The 18,255-nt window shown below is 56.8% G+C and carries 12 protein-coding genes; 10 read left to right on the top strand and 2 right to left on the bottom strand.

The features are described 5' to 3' along the window. The first annotated feature begins 397 nt into the window (after positions 1-397). The 4 genes from YBN1229_RS03715 to YBN1229_RS03700 are packed head-to-tail and all read left to right on the top strand — an operon-like array spanning position 398 to position 6,716. Positions 398-1,111, top strand: coding sequence for an endonuclease III domain-containing protein (locus tag YBN1229_RS03715; RefSeq protein WP_046476768.1), 714 nt, complete (start codon positions 398-400; stop codon positions 1,109-1,111). Further along, positions 1,101-1,982: an ImuA family protein gene (locus YBN1229_RS18860; RefSeq protein WP_052743676.1), complete on the top strand. Its 882-nt coding sequence runs from the start codon at positions 1,101-1,103 to the stop codon at positions 1,980-1,982. The genes YBN1229_RS03715 and YBN1229_RS18860 overlap by 11 nt, the downstream gene beginning before the upstream one ends. Then, a complete protein-coding gene (locus YBN1229_RS03705) occupies positions 1,879-3,468 on the top strand; it encodes a Y-family DNA polymerase (RefSeq protein ID WP_046476766.1) in 1,590 nt (529 codons plus the stop codon). Before YBN1229_RS18860 ends, YBN1229_RS03705 begins: the two co-directional genes overlap by 104 nt. After that, positions 3,465-6,716, top strand: coding sequence for an error-prone DNA polymerase (locus YBN1229_RS03700; RefSeq protein WP_046476764.1), 3,252 nt, complete (start codon positions 3,465-3,467; stop codon positions 6,714-6,716). The genes YBN1229_RS03705 and YBN1229_RS03700 overlap by 4 nt, the downstream gene beginning before the upstream one ends. 15 nt (positions 6,717-6,731) lie before the next feature. Here the strand turns inward: YBN1229_RS03700 and YBN1229_RS03695 are convergent, their stop codons facing one another. After that, entirely contained in the window at positions 6,732-7,502 is a 771-nt protein-coding gene (locus YBN1229_RS03695; RefSeq protein ID WP_046476762.1) for an enoyl-CoA hydratase-related protein, read from the bottom strand. 129 nt (positions 7,503-7,631) lie between these two features. After that, on the bottom strand, positions 7,632-8,531 hold the full coding sequence (locus tag YBN1229_RS03690; protein ID WP_046479920.1) for a LysR substrate-binding domain-containing protein: 900 nt from the start codon (positions 8,529-8,531) through the stop codon (positions 7,632-7,634). Positions 8,532-8,669: 138 nt separating this feature from the next. Here YBN1229_RS03690 and YBN1229_RS03685 point away from each other — a divergent pair, with 138 nt between their 5' ends. The 6 genes from YBN1229_RS03685 (at position 8,670) to YBN1229_RS03660 (ending at position 18,160) form a co-directional block, all read left to right on the top strand. After that, positions 8,670-10,193: a 3-hydroxyacyl-CoA dehydrogenase gene (locus tag YBN1229_RS03685; protein ID WP_197540876.1), complete on the top strand. Its 1,524-nt coding sequence runs from the start codon at positions 8,670-8,672 to the stop codon at positions 10,191-10,193. A 54-nt stretch (positions 10,194-10,247) separates the two neighbouring features. Next, positions 10,248-11,444, top strand: a complete 1,197-nt coding sequence (locus YBN1229_RS03680; protein WP_046476760.1) for an acetyl-CoA C-acyltransferase — start codon at positions 10,248-10,250, stop codon at positions 11,442-11,444. Between the two features lie 23 nt (positions 11,445-11,467). Further along, entirely contained in the window at positions 11,468-12,700 is a 1,233-nt protein-coding gene (locus tag YBN1229_RS03675) for an acyl-CoA dehydrogenase (RefSeq protein ID WP_082101006.1), read from the top strand. Between the two features lie 47 nt (positions 12,701-12,747). Beyond that, positions 12,748-14,910 carry an acetate--CoA ligase family protein gene (locus tag YBN1229_RS03670; protein WP_076605277.1) on the top strand — a complete coding sequence of 721 codons (2,163 nt, stop codon included), beginning with the start codon at positions 12,748-12,750 and terminating at the stop codon, positions 14,908-14,910. A gap of 232 nt (positions 14,911-15,142) precedes the next feature. Next, complete coding sequence (locus YBN1229_RS03665; RefSeq protein WP_046479916.1) at positions 15,143-16,129, top strand: TAXI family TRAP transporter solute-binding subunit; 987 nt, start codon at positions 15,143-15,145, stop codon at positions 16,127-16,129. 96 nt (positions 16,130-16,225) lie between these two features. Beyond that, complete coding sequence (locus YBN1229_RS03660; protein ID WP_046476757.1) at positions 16,226-18,160, top strand: TRAP transporter permease; 1,935 nt, start codon at positions 16,226-16,228, stop codon at positions 18,158-18,160. Positions 18,161-18,255 lie beyond the last annotated feature (95 nt).

The raw sequence follows: 18,255 nt of genomic DNA, 5'->3' as shown, positions 1-18,255 counted from the left end.
AGGGCATCGATAGAGAAATGTCTGAAACTTCGCGATTTTCAGAATGCGGGCTATGCCGTCTGAAAGACGAAGCGAAGGCAACATGTTGCCCTCGGGAAATAACCACCCCGGCCATCGTGGACTTGCTCCTTTAGAGAAGTCCCTCAGCCACCCGTCGTGACAAAACGATGCTATTGGCTTCTCATCTCAATCACAACCTTAAAATTATTCAATACGTCATTGATTGAATTGCTTTTATTTCTTTTTTTTAATCAGGTTTCGGCCAGTGGTATGTATTAACGGAAACCGGTCCAGCAAGAATACAGCTTTTTCTATTGCGGTCGGAGAATTGACGGGTGGTTATGCTCTCCGCCTCGTACCTCTTGCGTATGTTCACTTTTTGTTCTAGCATTCCAAAATGCAGTTTGACCTCGCATTTATGGAGCCAAATCCCTTGGTGGAAGTCCATTTCCGCCTGCTGAAAGCGCATGTGAGAACGCATGGTCCGCTGGGTCGATGGATCACCTTCGATCCCATAACGCAGATGGTTCATGCGGTTCTCGATGGGCGAACGCGTGAGGACATCTCCAAGCGGGCCTTCCGCAAACTTTGTGGGCGTTTCACCAGTTGGGACGACCTGCGTCACGTCTCACCTGACGCGATTGCGTATCTTATTCAGCCTGTCACCTTTGCGGACAACAAGGCTGCGCAGATCTCCGCAGCACTTCATAGAATTCATTATCTTCGTGGGGCCTTGAGCCTCGACTTTCTCGCCGGCTATTCCGTGGAAGCGGCGCGTGCGTGGCTTGAAGCTTTGCCTGGTGTTGGCCCTAAGGTGAGCGCAGCAGTCGTCAACTTCAGCACGCTAGGGATGCCGGCTCTGGTCGTTGATAGTCACTATCAGCGCATTGCTAAACGTCTTGGGGTTGTGGCGTCAAAAGCTAGCGACAGGGCGGTAGACAGGTCGCTCGCTCGTCTGGTTCCGGGTTGGATGACAACGGACGATCTGCAACATAACTATTTTCTTGTGAAGCGACATGGGCAGACGGTCTGCCATCATTCTCCGAACTGCCGCGTCTGCGTCCTAAAAGATCTTTGCCTTTTTGGCAGGAGGCGGTGCGATGGGTTCTGAGCTTTCACCCAAAGACGTTCTTCTGCGTGACAGGTTTCAGCACGCCGCAGAGACGTCTTCGAAGATCACGGCTTTGCGCGGTTTGATCGCGGCTACCGAGCGGCACGCGACCCGAAAATACGTTCACCCTGAAAGGGAGGCCCGCCTTCCTTCATCAATCTGGTGTACCGGGGTGCCGGATATCGACGGAGCTTTGCCGGAAGGTGGTTTAAGCCGGGAGGGCGTGCATGAATTTTCGGGTGAGAAGTATGCCGACATGCCTGTGGCATCAGCCTATCTTCTTGCGGTTCTCAGGAGGTTTGCGGATTTAGAGCCGGCGTCTCCATCTCGATATGTCCTCTGGTGTCAGACTGTGAGGACTGAGCGTGAATTCGGTGCGCCTTACGGAGCAGGATTGAGGGAATTTGGGTTTGATCCGCAGCGTTTCCTCTTCGTCAGTTCGGCTAAAAATAACGATGTGCTTTGGGCGCTTGAAGAAGGTGCGCGTGCTGGCAGTCTTCTCGCTGTTATTGGCGAAGTCGACACGATTTCGTTCACACAAACTCGTCGCCTGTCGCTAGCAGCAGCGGCGGCTGGCACGCCGGTCCTCTTGCTCAGATCCGATCAGGATCGCGCAGCTAGCGCGGCTGAGACTCGTTGGCGTGTGCAGGCGGCTTCGGGTGTCAGTGACCGTCTTGTGTCGACGGTTCCGGGGCATGCACGCTGGCAGATCGCCCTCAACCGTTGTCACGGAGGACGGCCGGGCAATTGGACTGTGGAGTGGGAGCATGAAGCGCATTGTTTCCGTTTGGTTGAAGACCTTTGCGCTCGATCATCTGAAATGGCAGAGGCGCAGTTCCCGAGGCCCTGCATGCGACTTGCATCCGGTTGAGGCCGATCCTTTTGCGCTTGTCTGCAAGGACGCAAGTGGTGTCCGGATCAGCGCGCCGAATGCGATTGCCCGTAAGGGCGGTGTGTCAGAAGGCATGCGCCTTACGGATGCGCGCGCGCTCCTGCCTACACTCGTAACAGAAATCAGAGATTTTGAAGCTGAGGCGCGCGCCTTGCAGGGTTTGGCTAACTGGTGCCGACGTTATGCGCCGGTTGTCAGTGTTGATGGCGTTGATGGCCTTTGGATCGATATCACGGGTGCGGCGCATCTTTGCGGGGGGGAGGATGCCCTGCTCTCCGATCTTGGCAAGAGACTGCGCACCATTGGTTTTGCGAGCAGGCTCGGGTTGGCTGATACTCCAGGAGCGGCGTGGGCGATTGCCAGATTTCACGGGGGTCGCGAGGCTCAGAGCGTGCCGTCGGGGGATGTGAAGACAGCCCTTTCTCTGTTGCCTTTGGCGGCGCTCCGTCTCGATCCGGATGTCCTGCTTCTCCTCAGGCGATTTGGCTTCAAAACGATTGGCGCCCTGTGTGAAATTCCACGTGCCAGTCTCTATCGCCGGTTTCCAGCGGGTGAGGCTGGAGAAGCGGTTTTACATCGCCTCGATCAGGTTCTTGGGCTGGCTTCGGAACCTATCGTCCCTCTTCAAGCCGCGCCGGATTATTTCGAGCGTATTTCCTTTCCAGATCCGATCCTCGCAACAGAGAGTTTTTATCGTGGCCTCCACGAACTTCTGTGCCGGCTGTGCCGCCGTATGGAAATGGATCACAAGGGGGCAACGCGTCTGACGTTTGCCGCCTACCATGCGGATGGCGGCGTTTCGCAAGTGAGCATTGCGACGGCACGGCCTTCGCGAGATGCCAAACATTTGGAGCTTCTTTTCCGAGACCGGATCGAGACGCTTAATCCCGGTTTCGGAGTCGATGTTCTCATTTTATCGGCAGATGCCGTCGCTCGGCTTGGCACAGACCAGTTGTCGCTTTCGCGCGGTGCAGCCATGGAGCGCGCACGGGTGGATGTGTCGTCATTGGTCGACCGCCTGTCGAACCGTTTGGGAGCTGGAAGCGTGCAGCGGATACTCCTTCACGAGAGTCATATTCCGGAGCGGGCGGAGATACGCGTGCCGGCTCTCCGCGGGGGGGCTTCTGCGGTGACGCGGTGCCCCTCAAAACCACCTCGGCCCTTCCGTCTTCTGGCGCGGCCTGAGGTGGTTCAGGTCCTTGCGGAAGTTCCAGAGGGGCCGCCTCTGCGGTTTACGTGGCGGCGTGTTGCACACCGCGTCGTTCGCGCCGAAGGACCGGAGCGGATTGGCCCGGAATGGTGGGATCAATCATTCGGGCCAGTTCATCGCACACGTGACTACTACCGTGTCGAGGACGATAGGGGACGGCGGTTCTGGTTGTTCCGCGAGGGGCTTTATCGCGATCAGGGAAGTTCAAAGGAAGAGCCTCTGCCGACCTGGCATATGCATGGGCTATTCGCATGAGTGGCGTACTATCCTTCTCTCCGCGTTATGCTGAGCTGCAGGTGTCGAGCAATTTCTCGTTTCTGCGCGGAGCGTCGCATCCGCAAGAGTTGGTGGCAACGGCGCGAGAGCTGGGACTCTCGGCTGTTGCGTTGACTGACCGTAATACTCTTGCCGGAGTGGTGCGCGCGCATACTGCGGCTAAGGACGCTGACATTCCTTTTATCGTGGGGTGCCGGCTCGATCTCGCCGATGGTGTAAGCCTTCTTTGCTATCCGATGGATCGTGCTGCTTATGGCCGTCTGTCGCGGCTTTTAACGCGCGGCAAGCGTTTCGCCGACAAGGGTGACTGCCACCTCACTCTTGAAGATGTTTACGTCCATGCCAAAGGGCAGATTTTTGTTTTCCTGCCACCGGAGCGTTGGGAGCACGATGTGCTCGTCCGGGACGTGGCGACGATTTCAGACCGGCTCGGAGCTCCATGTTTTTTAGCCGCGCATTACACGTATCGCGGTGATGATCGGCGTCGCATTGCGGAACTGAATGCGATTGCTGAGAAGACTGGGGCGCCGCTCGTGGCGACGGGGGATGTGCTCTATCACCGTCCGGAACGCCGCCCGCTTCAGGATGTCGTCGCTTGCATCCGGGAGCATTGCACCATTCAGGAGGCTGGATTTCGCCTGGCGGCGAATGCCGAGCGGCATCTTAAATCCCCCGCAGAAATGGTCCGGCTTTTTAATGGGTATGAGGCCGCGATTGCGCGCAGCCAGGAGATTGCTCAGAGTTGCCGTTTCTCTCTTGATGATCTGCGCTACAACTATCCTCGTGAGCCGGTGCCCCCTGGAAAGACGCCTCAGCAGTATCTCGAGGATTTGACTTGGGAGGGAGCGCATCAGCGGTATCCGGAGGGCATTCCGGATAAGGTGCGAGAGGCGTTGCGAAAAGAACTCGTGCTTATCGCCGAGTTGAACTTTCCGCTCTATTTTCTCACGGTGCACGATATCGTTCGCTGGGCACGCAGTCAGGATATCCTGTGTCAGGGGCGAGGCTCTGCAGCTAACTCGGCTGTTTGTTATTGCCTCCACATCACCTCCGTAAATCCCACTGAGATCAATCTGCTATTTGAGCGCTTTATTTCGCGGGAGCGTAAGGAGCCGCCGGATATCGACGTGGATTTCGAGCACGAGAGGCGGGAAGAGGTGATGCAGTACATCTATGCCCGCTATGGGCGCGAGCATGCCGGCATCGCTGCGACGGTTATCAGCTACCGTTCCAGGAGCGCTATCCGCGAGGTTGGAAAGGTGATGGGGCTTTCCGAGGATGTGACGTCTGCGCTCTCCGGTACGGTGTGGGGGACTTCCAATAAAGGAATTGCTGAAAATCGGGTGCGCGAAGCAGGGCTAGATCCGACCGATCCGCAGCTTTATCGAACACTGGAGCTTGCCACGGAATTGATTGGCTTTCCGCGGCATCTGTCTCAGCATGTGGGCGGGTTCGTGCTGACTGAAGACCCGCTTTGCGAGGTTGTTCCCATCGGGAATGCTGCCATGGAGGATCGCACCTTCGTTGAGTGGGACAAAGACGATCTCGATGCGCTCGGGATACTCAAGGTCGATGTGCTTGCGCTTGGCATGCTGACCTGCATTCGCAAATGTCTCGACCTTTTGAAACGTCACTACGGTGAAGAGCGGGATCTCGCGAGCTTTTTTCCAGCTGATGACATTCCCACCTTTGAGATGATCCAGGAAGCCGACACGCTCGGTGTTTTTCAGATCGAGAGCCGGGCGCAAATGAGCATGCTACCGCGTCTCAAGCCGGCAAACTTTTATGATCTTGTTATCGAGATCGCAATCGTACGGCCCGGCCCAATCCAAGGTGGAATGGTGCATCCCTATCTGCGCCGCCGGAAGGGGCTGGATAAGGTTCAGATTCCGTCACCTGATCCGAAATATGGGGATCGCGACGAGCTTAAGGACATTCTCGGTAAAACGCTTGGCGTGCCTCTGTTTCAGGAGCAGGCCATGAGCCTTGCGATGAAGGCGGCGCAGTTCACGTCTTCGGAACTCAATGGATTGCGTCGAGCGATGGCAACGTTTCGGCGTTCCGGCACCATCCATGTTTTCGAAGACAAGATGGTGTCGCGCATGGTGGCGCGGGGGTATGACGAGACGTTCGCGCGCCAGTGCTTCAGTCAGATCAAAGGGTTTGCTGAATATGGTTTTCCCGAAAGCCATTCGGCGAGTTTCGCGCTTCTGGCTTATGTATCGTCTTGGCTGAAATGTCATCGTCCTGAGGTGTTTGCCTGCGGGCTGCTCAACTCGCAACCGATGGGATTTTATGCCCCGGCGCAAATCGTGCGCGATGCGCGTGACCACGGTGTCGAGGTGCGCCCGGTCGATGTCAACATGAGCGAGTGGGACAATACGCTTGAGCCTGCCAAGGAAGATCGATGCGCTTTGCGGCTCGGAATGCGTCAAGTGGACGGCCTGCGCGAGGAGCATGCAAATAAGATCGTTGAAGCCCGCGAGCTTCCTTATGAAGACATGGAACAAATTAGATTGCTATCCGGCGTTCCTGTGGGTGGCCTTCAGAAACTAGCGGAAGCGGATGCATTCCGATCTCTCGGACTCGATCGCAGGGCGGCGTTGTGGAACGTGCGGGGACTCGCTCAGGCAAAGCCGTTGCCGTTGTTTGCCCATGCTCACACCAGCGCCGCTGGGCCAGATCCCGATATCAGACTGCCGGAGATGCCGCTATCGGAGCATGTTATCGCCGACTATCAAACGCTCCGTCTTTCGCTCAAAGCGCATCCGATGGCTCTTTTGCGTGCGCACTTCACGGAAGCTCGATGCGTGACGACGGAACGATATCGGGACTTAAAGGATGGAACGCGTGTTTCGGTGGCTGGTGTCGTGCTTGTCCGGCAACGTCCTGGAACGGCTAAGGGCGTGATGTTTATGACGCTTGAAGACGAGACGGGCATCGCGAACGCGGTCGTCTGGCCGAAGACGTTTGAAGCTTATCGCAAGGTCGCAATGGGGAGCCGGCTCGTTGTAATACGTGGGCGCATCCAGTCGCACGATGGCGTTGTTCACCTAGTTGCGCAACGGCTTGAGGATCATTCGGCCAAGCTGGGTCTCCTCTCCGATTCCGATGTCAAATTACCGCTTAGTTCGGCGGACGAGGTGATGCATCCAAATTATGAACGCTCACCTCGCCGTCATCCCCGGACAGTCCGCATCATTCCTAATTCGCGGGACTTTCATTGAGGTGCAGAACGTCTTCTAGCGGCCCGCGAAATCTGGTTTACGCTTTTCAATGAAGGCATTCATGCCTTCCTTCTGGTCGGCCGTGGCGAACATCATTTCGAACAGGCGCCGTTCCATCAGGAGGCCCGTGTCCAGTGCTGCGTCGGCCCCTGCCAACGTGACTTCCTTCGTCAGGCGTATGGAAATCGGTGGTAAGCTCGCGATCTTGCGAGCCATCTCTAACGCGCGATCCAAGACCGCATCATCGGGCACGACTTCGCTAGCTAGTCCCATGGTGAAGGCGTCCCGCCCTGAAATCGGTTCTCCAGTCAGAACGAGTTTCATCGTTTGGTATTTGCCGATAGCGCGGACTAGACGCTGCGTGCCGCCGCCGCCCGGCATGACGCCGACACAGACTTCCGGCTGGGCGAACCGCGCGTTCTCGCCGGCTACGATGATATCTGCGTGCAATGCAAGCTCGCAGCCTCCGCCGAGTGCAACGCCGCGGACTGCAGCGATGACCGGTACCGGGCATGATGAGATGACGTTCCAGAAGCGTCTCACATTCCGGTTCATAATTTCTACCGGCGTGTCGTCGACGATCTCCTTGAGGTCGGCACCCGCCGCGAAGGCTTTGTCATCTCCGGTGATAACGATGCAACGCGCGGTCTCGTCGGAGCTGAGTTCCTGGAAATGGCTGGCGAGTTCTTTTCTCAGCGCAGTGTTGAGCGCGTTTCGTGCATCCGGGCGGTTCAGCCGCAGCAGCTTCACACCTTCGGATGGTTCTTCGCGTAGCACGAGCGCCATAGTTTATTGCCTCCCAGCTTATGATTTATCGTGATGATATCGCTTTCGGGCGAGGCTATCGGTCCAATTTTTATTCAGCCAGTGGATTTGCCGAATATTGTCCATTCGATTTGGTGATAATGCGGGAAATTAAAGCCTCTGGCAGAGATCGAGCAGGGACTGCCGCAGCCATTGGTGGCCGGGGTCCTTCTCCATATTTTTGCTCCAGATCAGGAAGATCGGGATCTTGGGGAAGTCTATTGGCGATTTGAGAACTTTGACCCGGAAGTGCTCCATGTAGAGCATGGCCATCCGGCGCGGCAGGGTGCAGATGAAGTCCGTGCTTTTCACGATCAGCGGCATCGAGATGAAGTGTGGGACGTGCAAGGCGCGATTGCGGGTCAGGCCGCGCACGGCAAGCTCCCGGTCCACCATCGGGGATTTCTGTTCAAGGACCACGTGGGGCAGCGAGATGTACTGTTCCAAGGATAGCGTGTCACGAATGGTTGGGTGATCGACCCGGACCATGGACACCAGTTCGTCCGTCATAAGATGCTGATTTGTAAAACTATTGTCCCTGATCCGGAAGTAGTCGATCACGAGGTCGATCCGTCCATCGCGCAGTTCGTCCTGTAGGGCCAGGCTCTGTTTGAGCCGCACATGCGCCTTGGTATTTGGTGCGACGCCAGTCAGCCAGTCCATGAAGCGCGGGGTGATGACGGCTTCCCCATAGTCCTCAGCAGCGATTGTGAAGACGCGGTCTGATTGGGCGTAGTCGAATTGCTCAGGGCGGTCGCGTAGTGCGCTTGTGATGAGGTCGAGGGCTTGGCGCACCTCCTGGATCATCTGCCGGGCACGTAGCGTTGGGGTCATCCCTCGCGGGGTCCGGAGGAAGAGTTGATCATCAAGAGTGGCGCGCAGCCGGGCCAATGCGTTGCTTACGGCAGGCTGACTCATCGCCAGCTTATCTGCAGCGCGCGTCAGATTTCCTTCGCTGTAGATGACCTCGAAGACGAGCAGAAGGTTCAGGTCGATCGCTCTTAAATTCATGTTCTGAATAATGGTGATTATGGAGTTCAATTAGATTTATAGCATGGCCGCTCCTACGCTCCTTTTCAACCGACAAAAATATGTCGTCCCAGCCAAAAGAAAACGCGGGCGACGCAAAGGGATGAAGGGAGGGTTGGCGTGGCGGAAGCGATTTCGGCTGTAGGTGTCGTTGGTGCGGGGGCCATGGGCCGGGGCATCGCGCAGGTCGCTGCAGTCGGCGGCTACGAAGTTATCCTGATTGACTCCAAGCCGGGCGTTGCGGAAGACGCCAAAGGTTTCATTGCGAAGCTTCTCGCGCGGAGCGTCGAGAAGGGCCGGATGGAGCAGAAAGATGCCGAGATCGTGGTTGGACGGATCACGACCGCGGAGAGCCTTTCCCAATTGAACGGCTGCGATCTCGTCGTTGAGGCGGTGATCGAAGACCTGGATGTGAAGCAGGCGCTGTTGGCTGAATTGGAGGGGATCGTTCGCAGTGACTGCATCCTCGCGAGCAACACTTCGTCTCTATCTATCGCAGCGATTGCCGCTAAGGCCAAGGCGCCTGAGAGAATTGCGGGCTTCCACTTCTTCAACCCTGTTCCGCTCATGCGCCTTGTGGAGGTCATTGACGGCATTCGCACCGCGCCATGGGTTTGCGAAGCGCTGATGGAAGTCGGCCGGCGGATGGGGCGTGAGCCGGTACGGGTGAAAGATGCGCCGGGCTTTCTCGTCAACCAGATTGGGCGTGGATACACCATTGAGGCAGCGCATGTGGTTGATGAGAGCATCGCGACGACCGAAGATGTTGATCGGGTCATGCGCGATCTCGTCGGCTTCAGGATGGGCCCGTTTGAGTTGATGGATCTGACCGGGCTGGATGTAACGCATCCGGCGACCGAGCTGATCCACCAGCAGTTCTTCTTCGAACCGCGGTACCGTCCTTCGCTATTGATGGCGCAGCGCACGGCGGCCGGCATTCTCGGACGTAAATCGAATGGTGGCTTCTATCTCTACAAAGATGGCCAGCCCATTGGACAGGACGAGCCGGCCGCGCCATCGACGCTCCCTTCCAGCGTCTGGATCAGTCAAGCCAACCCGGATGGTGCGCGTGCGATTTTGGGCGCACTCGAAGCAAGTGGCGTTAAGGTTGAAGCTGGAGAGCGTCCCAGCGATAGCGCGCTGTGTCTGGTTGCGCCACTTGGTGATGATGCCACGACAACCGCTCTTAAAGAAAACCTCGATCCGGCCCGGACCGTTGCGGTCGAAACGCTGTTTGCGATGGATCGCCGGCGCGTCATCATGCCAACACCCGCAACGACAGCAGAGATGCTGGAGGCAGCTCAGGCCGTGCTTGCAGCCGGCGGGATATCAGTGACCGTTCTTCGTGATAGTCCGGGTTTTGTCGCACAGCGCATCGTGGCGATGATCATCAACATCTGCTGTGCGATTGCGCAATCAGGCGGCGCTTCTCCTGAGGATGTCGATAAGGCGCCGACCCTTGCGCTCAACTATCCGGCTGGTCCGCTCAGTCTTGGTGACCGGATCGGGCCTCAGAAGGTCCATCAGATTCTGAGTGCGTTGTTCGCGACCTATGGCGATCCGCGTTATCGCCCGAGCCCTTGGCTGACACGCAGGGCGCGGCTCGGCCTCTCATTGAAAGCACCGGAACGGATGCCCGTCTAAACGACGGCGAGAATAGCTGACTGATTGAAACAGGGAACGACCCAGGAAACGACTATGCTGGATGCCTATTTATACGACGGATTGCGGACCCCTTTTGGACGCCATGGTGGAGGTCTTGCTCCTGTCCGACCTGATGATCTTCTAGCGGGCGTGATCCGCGATCTTGCTGAGCGCAATAACGGTGCGGTCTCCAAAGTGGAAGACGTTGTCGTCGGGTGCGCTAATCAGGCGGGCGAAGACAGCCGGTGCGTTGCGCGCCATGCGTTGTTGCTTGCTGGATTGCCGATCGAAGTAGGTGGCACTGTCTTGCAGCGCAATTGCGGGAGCGGGCTTGGTGCTATTGCAAGTGCCGCTCATGCGATCACTGCTGGAGAGGGTGACCTTTTGTTGAGCGGTGGTGTTGAGAGCATGAGCCGTGCTGCATTCGTCATGAGCAAGGCCGATTCTGCTTACAGCCGGAACATTCAAATCTTTGATTCAGGCGTCGGTGCGCGGTTTCCGAACAAAGTGATCGAAAAGACCTTCGGCGCGGATAGCATGCCGCAGACGGCGGATAATCTCGCGGAAGAGCATCAGATCTCGCGCGAGCAATGCGATCGCTTCGCGCTTCAATCGCAACAGAACTATGCGCGCGCAGAGGCTGAGGGATACTTCGAGGGCGAAATCGCGCCCGTAAAGATTCCACAAAGGCGCGGAGATCCCAAGATTGTCGCCAAGGATGAACATCCGCGTGAGACGACGATGGAAGGGCTGCAAAAGCTCAATGCGATACATGCTGGAGGCGTTACGACTGCCGGCAATGCGTCGGGCATCAACGATGGCGCGGTGGCCTTGTTGTTGGGGAGCCGGGACGCGGGCGAGAAGCTGGGGCTTACGCCGAAAGCGCGCATTCTCTCGTCAGCTGTTGCCGGCGTCGCTCCACGGATTATGGGGTATGGTCCCGTGCCAGCGTCAAAGAAGGCGCTCGAGCGCGCGGGTCTCACCATCAACGATATGGATGTCATTGAAGTCAACGAGGCGTTTTCCGCTCAGGTGCTGGCATGTCTCGCCGGCCTCGGCGTGGACTTTGAAGACAAGCGTGTCAATCCGAACGGTGGCGCGATTGCGCTGGGACATCCGCTCGGTGCATCGGGACCGCGCATTCTTCTGACTGCGGCACGTCAGCTTGAACGTACCGGTGGCCGGTACGGCCTCATCTCCATGTGCATCGGCGTCGGTCAGGGCATTGCCGTCGTTATTGAGCGCACCTGACGCCGATACCGGGAGGATCGACCATGACAGTGACGGACGCCGTAAAGCCCGAAGCCTCAGAGAATTTCTCCGAGTTCACCAATCTTGGGGCAGCATTTCAGTGGGAAGACCCCTTCCGACTAGACGAAGAGCTTAAAGACGAAGAACGCTTAGCTCGCGACAGTGCTCGGCAATACGCGCAGAAGTCGCTGATGCCGCGCATTCTGGAAGCCAACAGGACTGAGACCTTTGATGTTTCCGTCATGCGGGAGATGGGCGAACTCGGATTTCTCGGCGCGCCTATCGACGGCTACGGATGTGCGGGTGTGAGCTACGTCACGTATGGCTTGATCATGCGAGAACTGGAGCGTGTGGACACTGCTTTTCGCTCCGCGTGCGGGGTGCAGACCACGCTCTCTATGACGCCGATTTACGCCTATGGCAGTGAAGCGCAGCGGCGGAAGTATCTGCCGAAGATGGCGACTGGCGAATTGCTCGGCTGTTTTGGATTGACGGAGCCCGATCACGGCTCGGATCCGGGCAGCATGAAGAGCAGGGCGAAAAAGGTCGCCGGCGGATATAGGCTCAGCGGCAGCAAGATCTGGATCACACACTCTCCGATTGCGGATTTGATGGTGGTGTGGGCTAAGGACGATGACGGCGAGATTGGCGGCTTTATTCTCGAACGCGGCATGACCGGGCTCACGACGCCGAAGATTGAAGGCAAATTCTCGGTTCGCGCATCGCCGACAGGCGAGATCGCGATGGACGATGTTTTCGTTCCGGATGAAAACCGCTTGCCCTACGCCAAGGGGCTCAATGCGCCGTTCGGCTGTCTCAACAATGCAAGATTCGGAATCTGCTGGGGCTCGATGGGGGCTGCCGAGTTTTGCTGGCATGCTGCCCGCAGCTACGTGCTGGACCGCAAACAGTTCGGGCGTCCGCTGGCGGCCAATCAACTCGTACAGAAAAAGCTCGCCGACATGCAGACGGAGATCACGCTCGGTCTCTTGGCGTGCCTTCATTTGAGCCGGTTACGCGACCGTAAGCTGGCATCACCCGAAATGCTTTCGCTGCTCAAGCGCAATTGCGCCGGGAAGGCCCTGGAAATCGCGCGGGTGGCGCGTGACATGCACGGCGGAAACGGCATTTCGGACGAATACCACGTCATCCGGCACGTCATGAATATGGAGACTGTCAACACGCTCGAGGGCACGCACGATATCCATGCCTTGGTGCTGGGTCGGGCGCAAACCGGCATTCAAGCCTTTCGCTGAAGAGAAACAGCAATACTGACCGTTGGTCCACAACCGGCAGGGGAAACATGAAGACGTCATTGAAGCCGTTGGTGAAGCCAAACGCGATTGCCGTGGTCGGCGCTTCCTCGGATTTTCGCAAGGTTAGCGGCCGGCCCGTCAAATGGCTGATCGAGAAGGGCTACAAGGGGAAGATTTATCCGGTTAATCCGAAGGCGCAGGAGATCGGCGGGCTTCCGGCGATCGCGTCGATCGATGACTTGCCGGATGGTGTTGACCTTGCTGTCGTTGTGTTGCCGGCTAGCGGTGTCGTGCAAGCGATCCGCGATCTCGGACGAAAGGGCGTTCCTGCTGCGGTCGTCTTCGCCTCTGGGTTTTCCGAGATTGGGGAAGAGGGCTGCAAGCTTGAGGCCGAGCTACGTGAAGCGGCGCGGGCCTCCGGCGTCAGGATCTGTGGTCCCAACTGCCTTGGTCTCTTCAATGCTTTCGAGCGCGTGATTGCATCCTTCAGCCAGTACGTGAATGGCGAAGTTCCGGCTGGTCCGATCGCGTTCGTTTCGCAGTCGGGTGCGTTTGGTACGGCGATTTCCGCATTGGCACGCTCGCGCGGTTTGGGGCTTGGGTATTTTGTCAACACGGGCAATGAAGTCGATGTGACCTTTGTCGATGCAATGCGCCAGGTGATCGAAGATGAACGTATTCGCGTCGGTGCGGGATATATCGAGGGACTGAAAGATGGTCCCGGGCTATGTGATCTTGCCGATCGCGCGATGGAGCTCGGTAAGCCGCTCGTGCTGACGAAAGTGGGCCGCACGGGAGCTGGCGCGCGAGCGGCGGCCTCACATACGGGATCTCTTGCGGGCGAAGACATCGTTTTCGATGGTGTTGTTCGCCAGAAGGGAATAATCCGTGCGCGCAACGAAGAGCATATGCTCGATCTTGTCGAGGTGCTCTCTTGCTGCGACCTGCCCGAAGGCGCGGGTATCGGTATTGCTACCCAGTCCGGTGGTGCCGGCGTGCTAATGGCTGATCGTATCGAGGAGTTGGGGCTTTCCGTTCCGCGCCTCAGCGATGCGACCCAGGCGAAGATACAAGAATGCATTCCTGGCTTTGGTGCGACAGCCAACCCAGTCGATGTGACTGGGCAGTTTGTTGCCGATCCCAAGATCCTGAGTGAAAGCGTCCTGCATATGCTGGACGATCCGGACGTTGATGTCGGTATCGTGTGGCTCCAGCTTATGGAAGGGTTTGCCGATACGCTGGTCTCTCTGTTCGAAGACATCAAAGAACGTGCGACCAAGCCCTTCATTGTAGCGTGGGTTGCGGCACCGGATGAGGCTGTGAAGGCTTTACGCAAACGCGGGATCGCCGTGCTGCGTGGTGCGGAGCCGGCTGTTGATGCCGTTGTCGGTTTGATCCGTTTTGCTGAAGCGCGACGTCAGTGGTCTGCGGATCGTGAGGTGCGGGCGAAGCAGCAGCTTGCGCAGGTGGTTATTCCCTCGGGGGATGGTCCTTTGTCGACCGTCGATGCCGTTCGCATTCTGAAATCTGCCGGTGTTTCGATTGTTCCCACCGAGTTCGCAGCGAGTGCGGAAGAGGCGGTGCATGCAGCGGAAAGTGTCGGCTTTCCGGTCGTTATGAAAATCGAGTCTGCAGACATCCTGCACAAAACGGAAGTCGATGGCATTCGTCTGGGGCTCAAGACGGCGGAGGATGTGCGTAGCTGCTTTGCGGATCTGGTTTCGTCGGTTGCACAGAAGCGCCCCGATGCAAGTATCGATGGCGTGGTCGTGCAGCCGATGTTCAAGGGCGACGTCGAGGTCGTTATCGGTCTGCAAGATGATCCCGTCTTTGGAAACGTCATCATGGTTGGTCTTGGTGGCGTGCTCGTTGAGGTGCTCAAGGATGTGGCGTTCCGCAAGTGTCCGCTCACGCCTCGCGATGCTTCCAACATGATCGATAGCCTGATGGGCGCGGCGATGTTCGGCTCATTCCGTGGGCGCAAGGGAATCGATCGGGATGCACTCGTCGCGATGCTCTGCCGTGTTTCCGAACTGGGGGCCGCGACGGAGGGTGTTTTGCGAGAATTGGATCTCAATCCGGTGATGCTGACGAGTGAGGCCGCTGCTGCCGTGGATGTCGTGATGGTGCGCCATCCTCGCCAAGTGACTTCAGTGTCGGATAGCAAAGCATCGTCTGGGCTTTCCGCCGCCGCTTTGATGGAGAAATGACGCAAGCTGCTTGGCCAATGAGGTCGAGGATGCTTAGGGCTCACTTTATGTGGCTGCACTATTCATCATTTGCATGAGGCAGATATCGATTATCGATTAGACCAATGATGTGACCAATTTTATGGTTGGATGTAATCTTATAGAATTGGAGGTTTTTACACGGACGCGCTGAAATCTTTCACACAATAGGAGATTGGACGAAGAAGCCAAAATCTCCACGGAGGAAACCCAAATGACGAATGCAATTAAGACAATGATTGCGGCTGGTGCTCTTTTATTGGGCGCAAATGCAGTCCAAGCAGAGAATTACAGTCTGATCTCCGCGCCATTTGGCAGTGGCTCTTATATCCTAGGCTCCGCTCTCGAGCAGATTGTCAGTAAAAACCATCCAACAATTCGCATTAGTCACAGCGAGAGCCCAGGCTTTGCGTTTAATCACGTGAAGCTGCAGAAAGAGCCTGATCTCCGTAAAACCATGATCATTGGATCAGGACGTGGCGTCAGTACACTGGCTGTGCGTGGTGAAGAGCCGTTTAAAGAAACGCTTCCGCCCGTCAAAGCTATCGCGAACTACAATCTGGGCAGCTATTTCCTCGCCACTCTCAATCCCGATATCAAGTCGGTGGCCGACCTGAAGGGAAAGCGGGTCGCTCTGGGCCGCAAACCGCAGATCAACTGGACCATTCAGCCTGAGCGGTTGATGCGCGTCGGTTGGGGTTTGGGTAAGGACGTTCAGATTGAGTATCTAGGTGTGCAGGAAGCCGCCGCCGCGCTGCTCGATGGACAGGTGGAAGCGGCTATCGTTGGTGGCTATTTCGATCCGCTCACGAATACTATGGTTCTTTCTCCGCAAACGACCGAGTTCCTCGCTTCAGGACGCAAGGTCTATTTCCTTCCGTGGGGTGGGGATGCTGTGAAGAAGGCACAGGATTCCGGGATGCCCATGGTGGCTGTGACTATCCCAGCGGAAGCTCTGCCTGGTCGCGATGAGCCGCTTGACGGTTTTGCTGACACGATTTCCTGGACAGCTTCGGAAGAGTTTCCTGAGGAAGCGATTTACCAGATTACGAAGCTGATCATCAATCATGTCGGGGAGTTCAAAAACTACCACGCACTCGGCAAGCTGATGTCGCCAAAGGCTCTCATGTATGGCTGGGAGCCGAGCGAACTGCATCCTGGTGCGCTGCGGGCTTACAAAGAAGCCGGACTGATCGACTGAAGCGCTTCTGAACGGTTGGACCCGGCAATAAGCCCCGCCGGGTCCAGTTGATTAGCCTTCGCCCATTCCGCTCACCTTCGCCGAAAGGGCAAGCTGATGAGCATGTCAAAAATACTCGACTACATCATCGTCGCCGTAGGGATTGCCGCGTTCGGCTATCACATGCTGACGACGCAGGTGCTGATGGTTGGCTCCTATGAGCATCAGACAATCCATCTGATGTTTGTGGTGACGCTTATTTTTCTCGGTGCCGTGCGATTGTCGACATCAGTATCGGCGCGGCTCTGGTATTTGAGCATGCTCGGATTGGGGTTGTTTGCGACGGCCTACATCTATTTGAATTTGTCTCACCTGGAAATGGTGATCGGATTTCCAGAAACAATGGACGTGATTGTCGGCGTCATATTGATGTTGGTGGTTTTGGAAGGGACGCGTCAAGCGTGGGGAAACATTATGCCCTGCGTGATCGTTTTCTTTGTTGCCTATTTCTTCCTCGGTCAGTATTTGCCCGAGCCGTTTTATCATCGTCCGTTTAATTTCAGCTATGTCGTCTCTTATTTGAGTGTTGGCCTTTCTGGTATCTACGGGAATTTTTTATCTATTTCCGCAAACTATGTTTTTCTTTTTGTTATTTTCGGAGCGCTGCTGGAGATTCTCCGAGTTCATGGCCTGTTTCGCGAACTGGGGCAGGCCGCCGGACGCGTATTCCGGGGCGGGCCTGGCCAGACCGCGGTGATATCGAGTGCCATGGTTGGCACGGTCACCGGCGCGGCCGTGGCGAACGTCGCGATCACGGGCGCCTTCACGATCCCTTATATGAAACAGACGGGCTATAAGCCCCACATTGCGGCAGCGATTGAGGCCACGGCGTCAACCGGCGGCCAGCTCATGCCTCCCGTGATGGGCGCTGCGGCGTTTCTGATGGCCTCGTTTATCGGCGTGTCCTACGCAAGCGTGATGGCAGCCTCGCTTATTCCAGCGTTGCTCTATTTCTGGGGTTGTATGCTGAGTGTGCAGCTCATTGCTGTCCGCGAAAATATCCGTGCTCCGCGCGCACCGATCGACGTGCGGCTCATCTTTCGACGGTTACCGCTATTCTTAATCCCTCTCGGCGTTCTTGTCGTTATGCTGCTTATGCAGTACTCGGCAAACCTCGCCGCGTTTTGGGCCATCATCGTTGCCGTTGTGTTGAGCTATATCTCGAGCGACACGCGTCCGACCTTCAAGGAGCTAGCGGAGTGTCTGTCGCGAGGTGCTGTAATCGGCGCGCAAATTGGTATTGCGCTAGCGGGCGTCGGCATGATGGCGCAAGCGCTTATCACGACCGGCATGGGCACCAAAGTTGCGAGTGTGGTCGAAATGTTGAGTGGCGGGAGCCTCGCGCTCGCCCTGGTCATCACGATGATCGTGTCTATTATTCTCGGACTCGGTATTCCAACCAGCGCAGCTTACGCGCTTGTTGCGATTGTGGTTGTGCCCGTGCTGATCGAGATGGGAGTAACCCCCATCAGTGCGCACTTCTTTGCGTTCTACTTCGCGGTCGTATCTGCCATTACGCCACCTGTTGCGCTGGCATCGTTGGCTGGTGCGGGCATAGCGGGGGCCGACTATGTGAAGACGTCGCTCTACGCGTTTATGATTGCCCTGGCGGGATTCATCATTCCGTTTCTGGTGGTCTATAATCCCGTGCTCGTTCTTGAGCCGGATGATTGGGCGCACGGTGTATTTGCCCTGATCGCTGTGCCGATTGGTATGTCGACATTGGCCATGGCCATCTTTAATTGTGCGCTTACGATGTTCAGTTTGTACGAGCGCGTGTTGGCCATCGTCTCAACGGCCCTGATCGTAGCATTCCTGGTTCTTCGCCACGACAGCGGTTTGCCGTTCGAGTATCCAGTGCTTGGGATTGGCTTGTTAATTTTTGCTGTCCTCATGATGGGGCAGATGCGAAAAAGGAAAGCTGAGACCACTGCTTTGCCAAAAGCGCAGCCTATCGGTCAATCTTATGCAGAGCCTGATCCCACACGGTAGACGGTACAACGAAGTTCGTACCGCTAAGGCTATAGACAGACACGTGTTTCTTGCGTTGAGATGGGCGACATACGGGGAAACCTGTTGCCCTCTCT

Source organism: Candidatus Filomicrobium marinum (genome assembly GCF_000981545.1).
In the GTDB taxonomy this organism is placed as follows: domain Bacteria; phylum Pseudomonadota; class Alphaproteobacteria; order Rhizobiales; family Hyphomicrobiaceae; genus Filomicrobium; species Filomicrobium insigne.
The sequence above is the reverse complement of the archived record's forward strand: the minus strand, read 5'-3'. Positions and strand labels throughout refer to the sequence as shown.